The sequence below is a fragment of the Rhodoferax sp. RT4P68 genome (genome assembly GCF_056521305.1).
This window is the reverse complement of record NZ_JBWMBB010000008.1, coordinates 210,724-225,767: the sequence shown is the minus strand read 5'-3', so window position 1 is coordinate 225,767 and position 15,044 is coordinate 210,724. Positions and strand designations below refer to the sequence as shown.

Annotated in this window: 15 protein-coding genes and 1 tRNA gene; 11 read left to right on the top strand and 5 right to left on the bottom strand. The window is 68.5% G+C overall.

The genetic code is table 11. The features are described 5' to 3' along the window. The first annotated feature begins 111 nt into the window (after window positions 1-111). Together AC099J_RS18590 and AC099J_RS18585 are read left to right on the top strand one after the other, a co-directional pair. A complete protein-coding gene (locus AC099J_RS18590; protein ID WP_479616768.1) occupies window positions 112-900 on the top strand; it encodes a phosphatase PAP2 family protein in 789 nt (262 codons plus the stop codon). After that, on the top strand, window positions 897-2,585 hold the full coding sequence (locus AC099J_RS18585) for a phosphoethanolamine transferase (protein WP_479616767.1): 1,689 nt from the start codon (window positions 897-899) through the stop codon (window positions 2,583-2,585). Before AC099J_RS18590 ends, AC099J_RS18585 begins: the two co-directional genes overlap by 4 nt. Window positions 2,586-2,711: 126 nt before the next feature. Here the strand turns inward: AC099J_RS18585 and AC099J_RS18580 are convergent, their stop codons facing one another. Both AC099J_RS18580 and AC099J_RS18575 read right to left on the bottom strand, forming a co-directional pair. Beyond that, window positions 2,712-3,719, bottom strand: coding sequence for a response regulator (locus tag AC099J_RS18580; RefSeq protein ID WP_479616766.1), 1,008 nt, complete (start codon window positions 3,717-3,719; stop codon window positions 2,712-2,714). After that, window positions 3,700-7,206, bottom strand: a complete 3,507-nt coding sequence (locus tag AC099J_RS18575) for a hybrid sensor histidine kinase/response regulator (RefSeq protein WP_479616765.1) — start codon at window positions 7,204-7,206, stop codon at window positions 3,700-3,702. The genes AC099J_RS18580 and AC099J_RS18575 overlap by 20 nt, the downstream gene beginning before the upstream one ends. Before the next feature lie 187 nt (window positions 7,207-7,393). Between AC099J_RS18575 and AC099J_RS18570 the strand changes: the two genes are divergently transcribed. From AC099J_RS18570 to ureC, 4 genes are read left to right on the top strand one after another with little or no spacing between them, the layout of a single operon-like run. Next, on the top strand, window positions 7,394-7,696 hold the full coding sequence (locus tag AC099J_RS18570; RefSeq protein ID WP_479616764.1) for an urease subunit gamma: 303 nt from the start codon (window positions 7,394-7,396) through the stop codon (window positions 7,694-7,696). Between the two features lie 40 nt (window positions 7,697-7,736). After that, on the top strand, window positions 7,737-8,333 hold the full coding sequence (locus AC099J_RS18565) for a HupE/UreJ family protein (protein WP_479616763.1): 597 nt from the start codon (window positions 7,737-7,739) through the stop codon (window positions 8,331-8,333). A 9-nt stretch (window positions 8,334-8,342) separates the two neighbouring features. Continuing rightward, window positions 8,343-8,648, top strand: coding sequence for an urease subunit beta (locus tag AC099J_RS18560; protein WP_479616762.1), 306 nt, complete (start codon window positions 8,343-8,345; stop codon window positions 8,646-8,648). A 1-nt stretch (window position 8,649) separates the two neighbouring features. Continuing rightward, window positions 8,650-10,368 (top strand): urease subunit alpha, encoded by a 1,719-nt coding sequence (gene ureC, locus AC099J_RS18555; protein WP_479616761.1) that lies wholly within the window; start codon window positions 8,650-8,652, stop codon window positions 10,366-10,368. A 3-nt stretch (window positions 10,369-10,371) separates the two neighbouring features. On the opposite strand, the gene AC099J_RS18550 is transcribed toward ureC, so the two are convergent. Both AC099J_RS18550 and AC099J_RS18545 read right to left on the bottom strand, forming a co-directional pair. Next, on the bottom strand, window positions 10,372-10,773 hold the full coding sequence (locus AC099J_RS18550; RefSeq protein ID WP_479616760.1) for a type II toxin-antitoxin system death-on-curing family toxin: 402 nt from the start codon (window positions 10,771-10,773) through the stop codon (window positions 10,372-10,374). Then, window positions 10,770-10,994, bottom strand: a complete 225-nt coding sequence (locus tag AC099J_RS18545; RefSeq protein WP_479616759.1) for an AbrB/MazE/SpoVT family DNA-binding domain-containing protein — start codon at window positions 10,992-10,994, stop codon at window positions 10,770-10,772. Before AC099J_RS18545 ends, AC099J_RS18550 begins: the two co-directional genes overlap by 4 nt. Before the next feature lie 72 nt (window positions 10,995-11,066). On the opposite strand from AC099J_RS18545, the gene ureE reads away from it, so the two are divergent. The 5 genes from ureE to AC099J_RS18520 all read left to right on the top strand — a co-directional run bounded on the left by ureE (window position 11,067) and on the right by AC099J_RS18520 (window position 14,054). Next, complete coding sequence (ureE, locus tag AC099J_RS18540) at window positions 11,067-11,636, top strand: urease accessory protein UreE (protein ID WP_479616844.1); 570 nt, start codon at window positions 11,067-11,069, stop codon at window positions 11,634-11,636. Between the two features lie 51 nt (window positions 11,637-11,687). Next, the gene (locus tag AC099J_RS18535; protein ID WP_479616758.1) at window positions 11,688-12,536 is read left to right on the top strand and encodes an SHOCT domain-containing protein; all 849 of its coding nucleotides are present in this window, start codon (window positions 11,688-11,690) and stop codon (window positions 12,534-12,536) included. Further along, complete coding sequence (locus AC099J_RS18530) at window positions 12,533-13,225, top strand: urease accessory protein UreF (RefSeq protein ID WP_479616757.1); 693 nt, start codon at window positions 12,533-12,535, stop codon at window positions 13,223-13,225. Before AC099J_RS18535 ends, AC099J_RS18530 begins: the two co-directional genes overlap by 4 nt. Window positions 13,226-13,243: 18 nt before the next feature. After that, window positions 13,244-13,906, top strand: coding sequence for an urease accessory protein UreG (gene ureG / locus AC099J_RS18525; RefSeq protein ID WP_479616756.1), 663 nt, complete (start codon window positions 13,244-13,246; stop codon window positions 13,904-13,906). 60 nt (window positions 13,907-13,966) lie between these two features. Then, window positions 13,967-14,054: transfer RNA gene (locus AC099J_RS18520), tRNA-Ser, on the top strand. Between the two features lie 547 nt (window positions 14,055-14,601). Here AC099J_RS18520 and AC099J_RS18515 read toward each other — a convergent pair. Then, window positions 14,602-14,985, bottom strand: coding sequence for a hypothetical protein (locus tag AC099J_RS18515; RefSeq protein WP_479616755.1), 384 nt, complete (start codon window positions 14,983-14,985; stop codon window positions 14,602-14,604). Between the last annotated feature and the right edge of the window lie 59 nt (window positions 14,986-15,044).

The following is a 15,044-nucleotide window of genomic DNA, read 5'->3' as shown; positions in this document are numbered from 1 at the left end:
CGCGCACCCGGGGGGTAGCGATACGCGAAGCGATGAACGTGGGGGATGCATACGCCGATTCTGCGCACCAGTGTTAAGCAGAACTTAAGGGCGACGCGGGACAGTGCGCCCATGCACACACCTTCTCCCTCTGGCGCACGGGCTGCGCGGTGGCTGGCGCTGGCCCTGCTGCCGCTCGTGGCCTGGGACCTGTCGGGCGCCGACCTGGCGCTGGGCCGCCTGTCCGGCGGCCCCGCAGGCTTTGCGCTGCACGATGACTGGCTGCTGACCACGGTGATGCACCGGGGCGGGCGCACTGCCGGTTGGGCACTGGCTTTGGCGCTGGTGCTGGCGCTCTGGTGGCCCGTCGGACCCTTGCGCCGGCTGGCGTGGCGCAGACGGCTGCAACTGGCGGTGACGCCGATGGCGATCACCGCCGCGATCGGCGTGGTGAAGGCCACCAGCGGCACCGATTGCCACTGGCACCTGGCCGACTTCGGTGGCGTGGCCGCCTACCGCTCGCACTGGGTGGACCTGTTCCATGGCCGAGGCGGCGGGCACTGTTTCCCGGCCGGCCATGCCGGCGCTGGCTTTGCCTTCGTGGGCGGCTTCTGGGCCTGGCACGACACCGCGCCCAGACTGGCGCGCCAATGGCTGGGCGTGGCCCTGGCGGCCGGGCTTGCGCTGGGTGTCGGCCAGCAACTGCGTGGCGCCCACTTCATGAGCCACACGCTGTGGTCGGGCTGGATCGCGTGCGCCGTGGCCATGGGGTTGGACGCGCTGTGGCGGCGGCTGGCGCCGGCGCCGGTTGTCATGGGGCCGGCCGCCAACACGGCATGCGCCGTGGCGGGCGCATCGGGCGCCTCGCCTGGCCATGTGCAGCGCATCGCTGCGCAAGCGCCGACGGGGGGTGAGCGATGAGCGCCGTCTGGTCCACCCCGCCGCAGGCCGCCGCAGCGCCGCAAGCGGCAGCGCCCACGCGATGGAGCCACCTGGCGCAGTCGCCAACCGTGATGCTGGTGCTGTGCAGCGTCTGGATGGCCGGCCCCTGCAACCCGGCGCTGTGGCGCGCGCTGCGTGCGATGTCCATCCTGCAGGCGCCGGGTGGGCGCATGTTCGCCCTGGCGCTGGGCGTGTGCGTCGCCGCCATCCTGGTGCTGGTCGGCAGCCTGCTGCTGTGGCGCTGGAGCTTCAAGCCGGCGTTGATCGCGCTGCTGCTGGTCGCTGCGGCCGGCTGCCACTTCATGTGGCGCTACGGCATTGCCATCGACGCCGCCATGCTGACCAATGTGCTGCAGACCGATGTGCATGAGGCGGGCGACCTGCTGTCGTGGTCGTTCGCGCTGACGCTGGGCGGCCTGGGCGTCTTGCCGGCAGCACTGGTCTGGCGCAGGCCGTTGCGCTATGGCCGCTGGCCGCAGCGCGCCGGGCGCAACCTGGCGCTGGCCGCTGTGGCGCTGGCGGTGCTGGCCACCACGCTGCTGGTCAGCTACCAGCCGCTGGCCGCGAACTGGCGCAACCACAAGTCGCTGCGCTATCTGGTCAACCCGCTGAACACGGTCTACGCGGCCGGCGCCCTGGCGGCCCAGCCGCTGCGCCGCCCGCCCGGGCCGCTGCAGACCATCGGTCTGGACGGGCATCTGGCCCCCGCCACGGCACGCCCGCCGCTGCTGATGCTGGTGCTGGGCGAGACCGGCCGCAGCGGCAACTTCGGGCTGAACGGCTATGCCCGCGACACCACGCCCGCACTGGCGCGCGAGGGGGTGGCCAGCTTCCACAACGCCTGGTCCTGCGGCACCAGCACGGCCGCCTCGGTGCCGTGCATGTTCTCGCACCTGGGACGCACGGCGTTCGAAGCGCGCAGCGGCGAATACGAGAACCTGCTGGACGTGCTGCAGCATGCCGGCCTGGCTGTGCTGTGGCTGGACAACCAATCCGGCTGCAAAGGCGTGTGCGCCCGCGTGCCCAGCGTCGAGACGGCGCGGCTGGCCGACCCGCAGCTGTGCCGCGGCGGCCAGTGCCTGGACGGCATCCTCCTGAAAGACCTGGACGTGCGCATCGCCGCGCTGCCGGCAGAGCGCCGCGCGCGCGGCGTGGTGCTGGTGCTGCACCCGATGGGCAGCCACGGCCCGGCCTATGCCGAGCGCTCGCCGACTGCGGCCAAGCGCTTCCAGCCCGAATGCACGGGCAACGACCTGCAGCAGTGTTCGCGCGAGGCGATCGTCAACGCCTACGACAACTCCATCGTCTACACCGACCAGGTGCTGGCCGGCGCCATCGGCTGGTTGAAAGCGCAGGCAGCCACCTACGACCCGGCCATGCTCTACGTGGCCGACCACGGCGAATCCCTGGGTGAGAACAACCTGTACCTGCACGGCCTGCCCTACGCCATCGCGCCGGACACGCAAAAGCACGTGCCCTGGATCACCTGGCTGTCGCCCGGCTTCGAGAGGCACAGTGGGGTGGCCATGGAGTGCGTGCGCGCACGCGCCGAGGTGCGCGTGACGCACGACCACCTGTTCCATTCGATGCTCGGCCTGGCGGGGGTGCAGACCTCGCTCTACCAGCGCGGGATGGATGCGTATGCGGGGTGCCGGGCGGGCTGAGGCGCGCGGCGAACGACATGCGTCGTCAGCGTCACGCCGCAGCGCGGGCCGACCTGGCGGAGGCGCAGGCGGGGGCGCGCAGACGCGGGTACATGGGGGCCATGCCCCGCGCGGACCGAGGCCGCGTCAGCCCTGGAACTGCGGGTGCAGCTGCCGCACGCGCTGCATGGCGATCGACGCGGCTGCCGTACGCGTCTCCACGCCCATCTTCACGTAGACGCGCTCCAGGTGCTTCTTCACCGTGGCCGGGCTGGCGCCCAGGATGTCGCCGATGTCGCGGTTGGTCTTGCCCTTGACAAGCCAGTAGAGCACCTCGGCCTCGCGCGCGGTCAGGCGGAACGACAGGCTCATGGCGTCGATGACGGCGGCGTCTGATTCCTCGCGCATGACGATCAGCCAGTCGCCGCCGCCCTCGTGGTCGCCGGTCTGCTGGTGCAGCCGGCAGGTGAGGCGGCGCGCGCCCTGCTCCAGCGCCAGCGGCGGCGGCTCGATCTGGCGTTCTGCATCGGCCACATGCAGGCGCAGCCAGTCCAGCACCGGCGCGGGCAACATGTTGGCAGTGCCGGGCGCCGGCTCGCCGCAGTAGCGCTGCAGCAGCTCGCGCGCCAACGCGGTCTGCCACATCAGGCGGCCATCGGACACCCGCACGGTGATGCTGGCGTAGCCGAATGCGTCCAGCGCGTTGCGTGCCTGGCCGGCCTGCTGGGCCTGCTGGCGTGCCGCGCGCGCGCCCTGCAGGTGCACGCCCATGCGGGCCAGCACTTCCTTGGGCTTGATGGGCTTGGTCACATAGTCGACGCCCCCAGATTCCAGCGCCGCGACCAGGTGCTCGGACTCGGTCAGGCCGGTCATGAAGATGATGGGGATGTGCGCCGTGGCGGGCTGCGCCTTGAGCCGGCGCGCGACCTCGAAGCCGTTGATGCCCGGCATCATCGCGTCCAGCAGCACGATGTCGGGCCGGGCCTGGGCGGCACGCTGCAGGGCCATCTCGCCGCCGGTGGCGACCAACACGGTGTAGCCCGATTCGTCCAACGCATCGTGCAGCACCGAGAGGTTGTCGGGCACGTCGTCGACGATCAGCACCACGTCGCTGTTGGCGCGGTCCAGCGTCTGGTCAAGCGAGTCGGCGTGCATCGTGCAGGATTTTGCCCATGGCTTCGAACTGGAATTGTCGCGACAGGCCACGCATCTGCGCGACGAAGGCGGCGCACTGCGGCTGGTCGCGCGCGATGGCGTCCAGGATGTTGGCGATGCCGCGCACGAAGCCCAGGTCGATGGCGCTTTGCAGGGCATTCAGGGCCGGCGGCTCGGGGTAGACCAGCGTCGCGGGCAGCGGCGCGTAGGGTGCGGCCGGTGCTGCTGGCTGCTCGACCCAGGTCAGCGACAGTTGCCGGCCCAGCCAGTCCAGCAGCTCGGACAGCCGCACCGGCTTGACCATGAAGTCTTCGGGCCGGATGCCGACATCGTTCTCCAGCCCCTTGTCGAACGCGTTGGCCGAGACGATGGCCACCTGCGGGGGCGTGGGCAGCAGCGCGCGCAGGCGGCGCACGGTCTCCCAGCCGTCGATGCCGGGCATGGCCAGGTCCATCAGGATGGCATCGGGCCGGTAGCCGGCGACCAACAGGTCCAGGCAGTCATGGCCGCTGGCGGCGGTGCGCAACTCGAAGCCCAGCGGTTCCAGCAGATGCACCAGCAGTTCGCGGTCGGCCTCTTCGTTGTCGACCACCAGGATGCGGCGGCGCTGGCCCGCGTAGCCACGGCGCGGCGGCGCGGGGGCGGGCTTGGCAGCAGGCCGGCCGGGCGCGCCATGCAGCTCGGGCAGGAACAGCCGCACCTTGAACACCGAGCCCTGACCGGGCGTGCTGCTGGCAGTCAACTCGCCGCCCATCAGGTCGGTCAACATCTTGGCAATCGTCAGGCCCAGGCCGGCACCCGGCGCGGCCGGGCCGGGCGAGCTGACATGGGCCGCGCGCTCGAACGGCTCGAAGATGCGCGCAAGCTCGTCCGGCGCGATGCCGGGGCCGGTGTCCTCGATCTCGACCACGGCCATTTCGCGCTGGTAACGTACACGGAAGCGCACCTGGCCCGTGGCCGTGAACTTGATGGCGTTGCCCAGCAGGTTGATGAGGATCTGGCGCAACCGCTTCTCGTCGGCGCGCACCACCTCGGGCAGCGCGCCCTCGGCTTCGAAGTGAAAGGCCAGGCCCTTGTCCTGCGCCTGCAGCTCGAACAGCGCGGCCACCTCGTGCACGGTGTCGGCAAACGCCATGGGCTTCATGGTCAGCGTGAGCTTGCCGGACTCGATGCGGGCAATGTCCAATGTGCCGTCGATGAGCTGCAGCAGGTGTTCGCCGCCACGCCGGATCACGTGCACCGCGTGCTTGCGGTGCGGCGGCACGGCCTGGTCTTCGCCCATCAGCTGCGCATAGCCCAGGATGCTGTTGAGGGGCGTGCGCAGCTCGTGGCTGATGGCACTGATGTAGCGGCTCTTGGCCTGGTTCGCCTGGTCGGCCTGCTGGCGCGCGCGCTCGGCCACCAGCCGGGCCTGCTGCAGCGCGGCATCGGTCTGGCGGTGCGACTCGATCTCGCGCATCAGCAGGTGCGTCTGGCGGTTCGATTCCTCCTGCGCCACCTGACGGCTCTTGTGCGCCAGCACGAACCACCAGGCGACGATGCCGGCGATCAGCAGCAGCGCCATGTAGGCCTTGACGAAGCCCGAGCGCAGAGCCTCTTCGGCCAGGCGCAGCGCGCCGTCTTCCACCGTGGTCGTCTCCTGGCTGTAGAGCAGGCCGAACACCGTCGCAAGTGTGGGCACGACGACCAGCATCAGCAGGATGAAGTGGCCCAGGCCCGTGTCCAGATACGGCCAGATGCGGCGCGGCAGCAGCCAGCGCAAGGCCGACGACCACTGCCAGGACAGCGAGGCGCGGGGCTTGCAGAGGTCGCCGCAGCGGGCGTCCAGCGTGCAGCAGAGCGAGCAGATGGGCCCCTGGTAGGCCGGGCAGTGGGCCATGTCCGGGCCTTCGTATTCGCGCTCGCAGATCACGCAGTACTGCGCGCTGGCACGGGCAGCGGCGGGCTGCACCGCATCGAGAGCCGCGAGCGATGAAGTGCCGTGGCCTGCGTGCGGCTCTGACGTCCGGGCGATGTAGTAGCGGCCCTTGGTCACCCAGGCCAGGAACGGCGACGCCACCAAGGCCGTGCCCATCGCGATGACGGCCGAGAACGCCTGCGCCATCGGCCCGAACGCGCCCAGGTAGGCCGTGATCGACAGCACCGAGGCCAGCGCCATGGCGCCCACGCCCACCGGGTTGATGTCGTACAGGTGCGCTCGCTTGAACTCGATGCCCGGCGGCGACAGGCCCAGCGGCTTGTTGATGACCAGATCGGCCACCACGGCCATGATCCAGGCGATCGCCAGGTTGGAGTACAGGCCCAGCACCTCGCCCAGCGCCTGGAACACGTTCATCTCCATCAGCATGAAGGCGATCAGCGTGTTGAACACCACCCACACCACGCGGCCGGGGTGGCTGTGCGTGACGCGCGAGAAGAAGTTGGACCAGGCCAGCGAGCCGGCGTAGGCGTTGGTGACATTGATCTTCAGCTGCGAGATCACCACGAACACGGCCGTGGCCGCCACCGCCCAGCCGTAGTGCGGGAACACGTATTCATAGGCCGCCAGGTACATCTGGTTCGGGTCCACCGCGCGGTCGATCGGCACCATGTGGCTGATGGCCAGGTAGGCCAGCAAGGCGCCGCCCAGCATCTTGACGACGCCCAGCACCACCCAGCCCGGCCCGCCGGCCAGCACGCCGAACCACCACTTGCGCCGGTTGGCCGCCGTCTGCACCGGCATGAAGCGCAGGTAGTCGGCCTGCTCGCCCATTTGCGTGATCAGCGCGATGCCCACCGTCAAGGCCGCACCAAACAAGGTCACATCGAAACCCGGTGCTTTGGATTTCTCACCGACATAGTGCACGACGCCCGAGAACGCACCAGGATCGCGCATGACCACGTAGACGAAAGGCACGATCAGCATGACCAGCCACACCGGCTGCGTCCACACCTGCAGCCGGCTGATGGCGGCGACGCCGTGCGTGACCAGCGGAATGACGACCACCGCGCAAATGAGGTAGCCCCAGGTCGGCGGGATGCCCAGCGCCAGTTCCAGCGCGTAGGCCATGACGGCGGCCTCCAGCGCAAAGAAGATGAAGGTGAAGCTGGCGTAGATCAGCGAGGTCAGCGTGGAGCCGATGTAGCCGAAGCCCGCGCCGCGCGTGAGCAGATCCATGTCGAGCCCGTAGCGCGCCGCGTAGACGCTGATGGGCAGGCCGGCCAGGAAGATGATGAGCCCGGTGGCCAGGATGGCCCAGAACGCATTGACGAACCCGTACTGCACCAGCAGCGTGGCGCCGACAGCTTCGAGAATCAGGAACGAGGCGGCCCCGAAGGCGGTGTTGGCCACGCGCCATTCGGACCATTTGCGCGCGCGCTGCGGCGTGAAGCGCAGGGCGTAGTCCTCCATCGTCTCGCGCGCCACCCAGTCGTTGTAATCGCGCCGGACCTTGACGATGCGTTGCGGCGCGGCGTCCAGCGCGGCACGGTGCGCGGCAGACGGCATGGGGGCCAGCGCGGTATCGATCTCGGCAGGAACTTGCGGTGGATGCACCCGCAGGCAGCGCAGCTTTCATGCCATGCGCTGCGCCTGGCGCACGGAACCGGCACGCTGCGTGCTAGCGAAGATCAAATTGACTCCGCGTGTTCGGCCGGCCTTTGCGGCCGCACGCGCCAACTGAGCGAAGCGAACAATGGAATTGACTCCGCGTGAGAAAGACAAGCTGCTGATCTTCACGGCTGCGCTGCTGGCAGAACGCCGCAAGGCGCGCGGCCTCAAGCTGAACTACCCTGAGGCCATCGCGCTGATCAGCGCCGCCGTGATGGAGGGCGCGCGCGACGGCAAGACCGTGGCGCAGCTGATGAGTGAAGGCCGCGAGGTGCTGACGCGGGCCGACGTGATGGACGGCATCGCCGAGATGATTCCGGACATCCAGGTCGAGGCCACCTTCCCCGATGGCACCAAGCTGGTCACCGTGCACCAGCCGATCGTCTGACCACCCTAAATCTCGTTGACCCCCTGATGGAGACTGTTTGATGCGCATCCGCCCTGCTCTTGCGATCTTGCTGCTGGCCGCGCCGATGGCGGCCCTGGCCCATGTCGGCGCCGATGGTGGCGCGCACACCCACATCGGCTTCGGCGACGGCCTGGCCCACCCCTTCACGGGGCTGGACCACCTGGCCGCCATGCTGGCCGTGGGCGTGTGGAGCGCGTTGACGACGCGCCAGCCGCGCGACATGGCGGTGGCGCCGGCGGCGTTCGCGGCCATGTTGCTGGCCGGGGCGCTGGCAGGCTTGGCAGGGGTCGGCCTGCCAGCCGTCGAGCCGATGATCGCGGCCTCGCTCCTGGTGCTCGGGCTGTTGACGCTGGCGCGGCTGCGGCTGCCCACGCCGGTCGCGGCAGTGCTGGTCGGCGCGTTTGCCGTGTTCCACGGCGTGGCGCACGGTGTGGAACTGGCCGGCGATACGGGGGGCGCTACGGCACTGGCCGGGATGGTGCTGGCCACGGGGCTGCTGCACGCTGCGGGCCTGGCGTCCGGTTGGGCACTGCGCACGCGCACCAGCTGGGGGCCGCGCCTCGCAGGCGCAGCGCTCGCCGTGTTCGGCGCGACGATGCTCGCCCAAGTCCTGTAGGCGCCCACCATGACCCCAGGCGAACTGCTCGTCGACGACGGCGACCTTGAACTGAACCCCGGCCGGCGCACCCTCACGTTGGTCGTGCAGAACACGGCGGACCGGCCGATCCAGGTCGGCTCGCACTACCACTTTGCCGAGACCAACGGCGCGCTGGGATTCGACCGCGAGGCCGCACGCGGCATGCGGCTGAACATCGCGTCCGGCACAGCGGTGCGCTTCGAGCCGGGCCAGCAGCGCACGGTCGAGCTGGTCGATTTCGCCGGCGACCGCGTGGTCTACGGCTTTCGCGGACTCGTACAAGGAAAGCTCTGACATGGCCACCATTGGACGACGTGCCTACGCCGAGATCTTCGGCCCCACGGTGGGCGACCGCGTGCGGCTGGCCGACACGGATCTGCTGATCGAGGTCGAACAGGACCACACCCTGCGCGCTGGCGGCTACGGAGAAGAGGTCAAGTTCGGCGGCGGCAAGACGATCCGCGACGGCATGGCGCAGAGCCAGCGCACTCGCGCTGCCGGCGCCGTGGACACGGTGCTGACGAACGCGCTGATCCTGGACCACTGGGGCATCGTGAAGGCCGACATCGGCCTGAAGGACGGGCGCATCGCCGCCATCGGCAAGGCCGGCAACCCGGACGTGCAAAGCGGCGTGGACATCGTGATCGGCCCGGGCACCGAGGTCATCAGTTGCGAGGGCAATATCGTCACGGCCGGCGGTATCGACAGCCACATCCACTTCATCTGCCCGCAGCAGATCGAGGAAGCGATGGCCTCGGGCATCACGACCATGCTGGGCGGTGGCACCGGGCCGGCGACGGGCACATTCGCCACCACCTGCACGCCCGGCCCGTGGCACATCGAGCGCATGCTGCAGGCGGCCGACGCGTTCCCGATGAACCTTGGCTTTCTGGGCAAGGGCAACACGAGCCAGCCCGAGGCGCTGCACGAGCAGGTCGAGGCCGGCGTGATCGGCCTCAAACTGCACGAAGACTGGGGCACGACGCCAGCGGCCATCAGCAACTGCCTGGACGTGGCGGACGCGACGGACACGCAGGTGGCCATCCACTCGGACACGCTGAACGAGTCGGGCTTTGTGGAGGACACGATCGCCGCGACCAAGGGCCGGTCGCTGTGCGCGTTCCACACCGAGGGTGCGGGCGGCGGCCATGCCCCCGACATCCTGCGCGTCGTGGGCGAGGCGAACTTCCTGCCGTCGTCGACCAACCCGACGATGCCCTACACCGTCAACACGCTGGACGAGCACGTGGACATGCTGATGGTGTGCCACCACCTGGACGCGGGCATCGCCGAAGACTTGGCCTTTGCCGAGTCACGCATCCGCAAGGAGACGATCGCGGCCGAGGACATCCTGCACGACATCGGCGCGATCAGCATGTTCAGCTCGGACAGCCAGGCCATGGGCCGCGTGGGCGAGGTGGTCATGCGCTGCTGGCAGACCGCGCACAAGATGAAGCAGCAGCGCGGCACCTTGGCCGAAGACAGCACGCGCAACGACAACTTTCGCGCCAAACGCTACATCGCCAAGTACACGATCAACCCGGCCATTGCGCACGGCATCAGCCACGAGGTGGGCAGCCTGGAAGTGGGCAAGTGGGCCGACATCGTGGTGTGGAAGCCGGCCTTCTTCGGCGTCAAGCCGTTCACGATCATCAAGGGCGGCAGCATCGCGATGGCGGCGATGGGCGACCCGAGCGCGTCGATCCCCACACCGCAGCCGGTGCACTACCGGCCGATGTTTGGCGCGTACGGCGGTGCGCTGTCGCGGGGCTCGCTGACCTTCGTGTCGCAGGCGGGTCTGCAGGCGGGCATCGGCGAGCGCTTTGGCCTGCGCAAGACGCTGAGCGCGGTGAAGAACATCCGCAGCGTGCGCAAGCAGCACATGGTGCACAACGGCGCGCTGCCGAAGATGGAGATCGACCCGCAGACCTACGCGGTGCGTGCCGATGGGGTGCTGCTGACCTGCGCGCCAGCGACGGTGTTGCCGATGGCGCAGCGGTATTTTTTGTTCTGAGCTTCAGCCGTGCGGATGAAGATGGCTGCGGATCCAATCGGCGAAGTGCGATTCTTCAAGGTCACCTGCTGCCAGCTTCAGCATGGTCAGCACGCAGTCTCCGTCGTCCGCCGAGAGCGAGAAGCCCTGGAGTTCCAGGAAAAGTTCGACGGCGACGAAGGCCGTGCGCTTGTTGCCATCGACGAAAGGATGGTTGCGCGCAATGCCAAACCCATAGCTCGCAGCCAGCGCTGCGGCATCCGGCTGTCCGTAGTGGGCAAGCTGGCGGGGGCGCGCCAAAGCCGATTCCAACAAACCGACATCGCGTGTTCCGGCGCCGCCGCCGTGTTCGGCCAGTTGCTCCTCGTGGACGGCGACAAGAACCTCGGGCAGCAGCCAGGTCCACGGGTCGTTGGCAGCCGTCATTTCGCCAGCTCACGCAGCACACTACGCCGTCGCTTCATGACCACGCGCGCCGCTGTCATCTGCGCCTCGAATGCAGGATCATGCGGGCGCAAGGCAATGCCGTTTTCCAGATCCGTCACGTACACCGAGTCCCCCTTTTCAAGCTTCATCCGTGCCAGCATTTCCTTGGGCAGGATCACACCCACAGAATTGCCGATTTGTGTCAGTTTGATGGCGGTCATGCAAGCTCCTGGTGACGCAACGTTATAACGAACGTTATATTAGCAACCCTCATGCCCACCGACAAGCTCCTCATGCTCACCGCCAGCAAACTCATGCCCCAGGGCCAAGGCCTCGCCCCGGTTCTGCTCAGGCGCGCCGCCACCATCGAACTCGATTGGGACGTGCGCCAGAAGAGCCGCTTCGACGCGACCGACTCGCAGGGCCGGGAGCTCGGCGTGTTCCTGCCACGCGGCACGCTGGTGCGCGGTGGTGACGTGCTGGTGGCCGAAGACGGCTCGCTGGTGCGCGTGCTGGCCGCGCCGCAGCCGGTGCTGGTGATCACGCACTGCGGCGCGCACGGCACACCGTTCGACCTGGTGCGCGCGGCCTACCACCTGGGCAACCGGCACGTGCCGATCGAGCTCAAGCCGGACCATTTGAAGATCGAGCCCGACCATGTGCTGGCCGGCATGCTGCGCGCCATGCACCTGATCGTGCGCGAGGACCAGTTGGCGTTCGAGCCCGAAGGCGGCGCTTATGGCGCGCAGGCCCCGGGGCACGGCGGCGGCCACCACCACGCCCATGACCACGGTCACGAACACGATCACGCGCACGACCATGACGACGGTCATGGTCATGACCACGGTCATCACGCACACTGATCCGCCCTGACAGAATTTGTCCCCTCACTTCCACGTTTCGCGAGCGACACCATGCCCCAACTATCCCCAGCCGGCCAGCAGGTCATCGACGAGATTGCCCGCCGGCATGGCATCAGCACCGGTGCAGCGATGAGCATGCTGGACGCCGTCATCCGCGGCAACGGCAGCATGGCGCAGTTCAGTCACCCCGAGTTCTCTGGCTCCGGCCAGTGGATGCGCGGCGGCATGACCATGGTCTCGGACATGTTCAACGGCCACCTGAAGGGGCGTGTCGATGCGCTGTGCTTCGAGCTGTCCAACCTGGTCGCCAGCCAGCCTGATCTCGTGCGCACCGGCAGCTTCCAATCGCAGAGCCAGAACGGACAGGAGCAGTTCAGCGGCGGCGGTGGCAGGTCGTCCGGCTCGTCGTTCGGCGAGTCGAGCCTGTTCGTGCCACCGCCACCGGATTGGTGGGGCACCGACCTGCGCTGGCCCGACAGCACGGGCAGCCAGAACGGCGTGCGCTACGCCTGTTTCGCACAGGCGCAGCGCCTGGCGATCGAGGTCAACGGCACGGTCACCATCTACGACACGCTGGACCACCAGATCGGCGGCTTCTCGCAGCAGCAGTCGTACGGCGGCACGTTGAGCTTCAACAGCCAGTACGGCTTGATCGATGTCGCCAGCCTGCCGGTGATCTCCGTCAACGGCCAGCCTGTCTACGCACCGCCAGCTGCCCCCCCGACGTTTGCGCCTGCGCCGGCGTTCGCACCGGCCCCCTCATACGCACCAGCGCCCGCCAACATGCCGTCGATGGATGTGCTGGCGATGATTGAAAAGCTGGCTGACCTGCGCGCCAAGGGCGTGCTGGACGAAGCGGAATTCCAAGCCAAGAAGGCCGATCTGTTGGGCCGCCTTTGACGACTGGCGGCAACGCGGCCCCGTCGGCGTCCACCTTGCTGGGGTTGATCTGGCTGGCTTCTCCGGCACTGCCGATCGGCGGATTCAGCTATTCCGAGGGCCTGGAATCGGCCATCGATGCCGGCCACGCGGGCAATGCCCAAAGCGCGGGTGACTGGCTGGTCGACCAGTTGCATCTGTCGCTGGCACGCAGCGATCTGGCCGTGGTGGCGGCCGCGATGCAGGCCTGGGCCGATGGCGACCATGCCGCGCTGCAGATGCTGGACCAATGGCTGCGCAGCACGCGCGAGTCGGCCGAGTTTCTGCTGCAGACGGAGCAGATGGGCCGCTCGCTGCTGGAGTGGCTCAAACTCCACCACGCCGACGCGGCGCAGGCCTTTGGCGGGCTGACGCCCTGCTACCCCGTCGCCTACGCCTTCGCTGCGTTGCGGACCGGGGCCAGCACGCGCGACGCCTGCCTGGCCTTCGCGTTCGGCTGGGCCGAGAACATGGTGGCGGCTGCCGTCAAGGCGGTGCCATTGGGCCAGAGCGACGGCCAGCGCATGCTGGGCCGGCTCGCGCAGGCGATCCCGGTGGCTGTCGACCGCGCGCTTGCGCTGCCGGCCGATGCGCGCCAAGCCTTCGCACCGATGCTGGCCATCCTGTCTTCGCGCCACGAGACCCAGTACTCGCGGCTGTTCCGTTCTTGAATCGTCCGAGGTCCACCCATGTCTGCCCTGCACCACATCGCCCGCCGCACCAAAAAACTTCCGCCGCTTCGCGTGGGCATCGGCGGCCCGGTCGGCTCGGGCAAGACCACGCTGCTGGAGATGCTGTGCAAGGCGATGCGCGAACGCTGGGATCTGGTGGCCATCACCAACGACATCTACACCAAGGAAGACCAGCGCATCCTGACCGTGAGTGGCGCGCTGCCGGCCGAGCGCATCATGGGCGTGGAGACAGGCGGCTGCCCGCACACGGCCATCCGTGAAGACGCCTCGATCAATCTGGAAGCGATCGACCGCATGCTGGAAGACTTTCCCGATGCCGACGTGGTGTTCGTGGAGAGCGGCGGCGACAACCTGGCCGCCACCTTCAGCCCGGAGCTGTCGGACCTGACGATCTACGTGATCGACGTGGCGGCCGGCGAGAAGATCCCGCGCAAGGGCGGGCCGGGCATCACCAAGAGCGATCTGTTCGTGATCAACAAGACCGACCTGGCGCCCTATGTGGGCGCCGATCTGGGCGTGATGGAGGCCGACACGCGCCGCATGCGCACCAACGCGCGGGGTGAACTCAAGCCGTTTGTGATGACGAACCTGAAGACCAACGCCGGGCTGGACGAGGTGGTGCGCTTCATCGAGCAGCGCGGGATGCTGCAGGCGGCGTGAGACAGCGCGCGCCGGGCTGCAGCTTGTGCCCGGCGCCGACGACTAGAATCCGCGGCTTCAGGAAGCTTGGCAGAGTGGTCGATTGCACCGGTCTTGAAAACCGGCAACCCGCAAGGGTTCCAGGGTTCGAATCCCTGAGCTTCCGCCAAGACATGGCCAGCAGCGCCGCCAGTACCAGTGCCAAGCTGGCCGGCTCGTCGACCAGATGGATTTCCCCGACGAAATCGAAGCGCGACAAGGCGCTGGTCCGCGAGAAGAAGCGCCCCGCCCCGGTGAAATGCGCAAATCCGTCGGCTCCCAGGAAGCGGCCGCTGCCGCCACTGAAGTCGACGTCACCGAACAGCTCCAGGAGCGCCGGGTCGCCTGTCGGCACCAGTTGCACGGTGAAGTTGCCGAACAACTCCGAGCCGTCGTCGGCCACGAAGCGGTTCTGCCCCGCGCCCTGGCCGGTGCCCAGGTTGGCCACGTCCGCAGAAAAGTAGCGCAAGCTGCCCAGCGTGCCGCCACCGCTCGCGACAGTCTGGATCTGCACCACCGGGCCGGTCGGATCGATCAGGCCGACGATGTCGGAATGGCCTTCGACCTGGGCGCTGAACAGAACGGGCGCCGACCAGGCCGCCGCGCTCTGCACCAGCGCTGTGGCCACGGCCAACATCCGCAGAAGATTGAACACGGTGTGCATGGCGCTCTCCCGTTCAGGCTGCGCGCAACATCGACGCCGTGCGCATCGTGCGCAGCGCAGTCCACGTCCACGCGGCGGCTGCCAGGTCGATCACACCGAAGACCAGCAGGGGCGGCGGCGCCAGGTCGAAGGCCACCAGCGCACCCAGCCATACGATCACCGAGGCCCGCAGCCAGACCGATGCACGCATGAACGACAGCAGTTCAGCGCGCGCACCCACCAGGTAGTAGATGCCCAAAAAGCCCACCAGCATGCCGGACACACGGCCCCAGGCATCGGCGGGCGCGGGCAGGCCCAGAGGGCCCAGGAGCAGCGCGGGCACCAGCAGCAGCAGGCTGCCGGCGCCGATCAGGTACAGGCCAAAGACATGGAGAGAACGGGCGGCGGGGGTCATCATGGTGGACTCGCAATCAGTGCAGTGGAGGTGCATCCATTGCAGCCGATGCGGCGGCGGCC

Excerpts from the sequence above, each read along its gene's own strand:
- AC099J_RS18515 (WP_479616755.1), bottom strand. The coding sequence starts at position 14,985 with ATGATGACCCCCGCCGCCCGTTCTCTCCATGTCTTTGGCCTGTACCTG.
- AC099J_RS18560 (WP_479616762.1), top strand. The coding sequence starts at position 8,343 with ATGACCCCAGGCGAACTGCTCGTCGACGACGGCGACCTTGAACTGAAC.
- AC099J_RS18585 (WP_479616767.1), top strand. The coding sequence starts at position 897 with ATGAGCGCCGTCTGGTCCACCCCGCCGCAGGCCGCCGCAGCGCCGCAA.
- AC099J_RS18570 (WP_479616764.1), top strand. The coding sequence starts at position 7,394 with ATGGAATTGACTCCGCGTGAGAAAGACAAGCTGCTGATCTTCACGGCT.
- AC099J_RS18535 (WP_479616758.1), top strand. The coding sequence starts at position 11,688 with ATGCCCCAACTATCCCCAGCCGGCCAGCAGGTCATCGACGAGATTGCC.
- ureC (WP_479616761.1), top strand. The coding sequence starts at position 8,650 with ATGGCCACCATTGGACGACGTGCCTACGCCGAGATCTTCGGCCCCACG.
- AC099J_RS18590 (WP_479616768.1), top strand. The coding sequence starts at position 112 with ATGCACACACCTTCTCCCTCTGGCGCACGGGCTGCGCGGTGGCTGGCG.
- ureE (WP_479616844.1), top strand. The coding sequence starts at position 11,067 with ATGCTCACCGCCAGCAAACTCATGCCCCAGGGCCAAGGCCTCGCCCCG.
- AC099J_RS18565 (WP_479616763.1), top strand. The coding sequence starts at position 7,737 with ATGCGCATCCGCCCTGCTCTTGCGATCTTGCTGCTGGCCGCGCCGATG.
- ureG (WP_479616756.1), top strand. The coding sequence starts at position 13,244 with ATGTCTGCCCTGCACCACATCGCCCGCCGCACCAAAAAACTTCCGCCG.
- AC099J_RS18545 (WP_479616759.1), bottom strand. The coding sequence starts at position 10,994 with ATGACCGCCATCAAACTGACACAAATCGGCAATTCTGTGGGTGTGATC.
- AC099J_RS18580 (WP_479616766.1), bottom strand. The coding sequence starts at position 3,719 with ATGCACGCCGACTCGCTTGACCAGACGCTGGACCGCGCCAACAGCGAC.
- AC099J_RS18575 (WP_479616765.1), bottom strand. The coding sequence starts at position 7,206 with ATGCCGTCTGCCGCGCACCGTGCCGCGCTGGACGCCGCGCCGCAACGC.
- AC099J_RS18550 (WP_479616760.1), bottom strand. The coding sequence starts at position 10,773 with ATGACGGCTGCCAACGACCCGTGGACCTGGCTGCTGCCCGAGGTTCTT.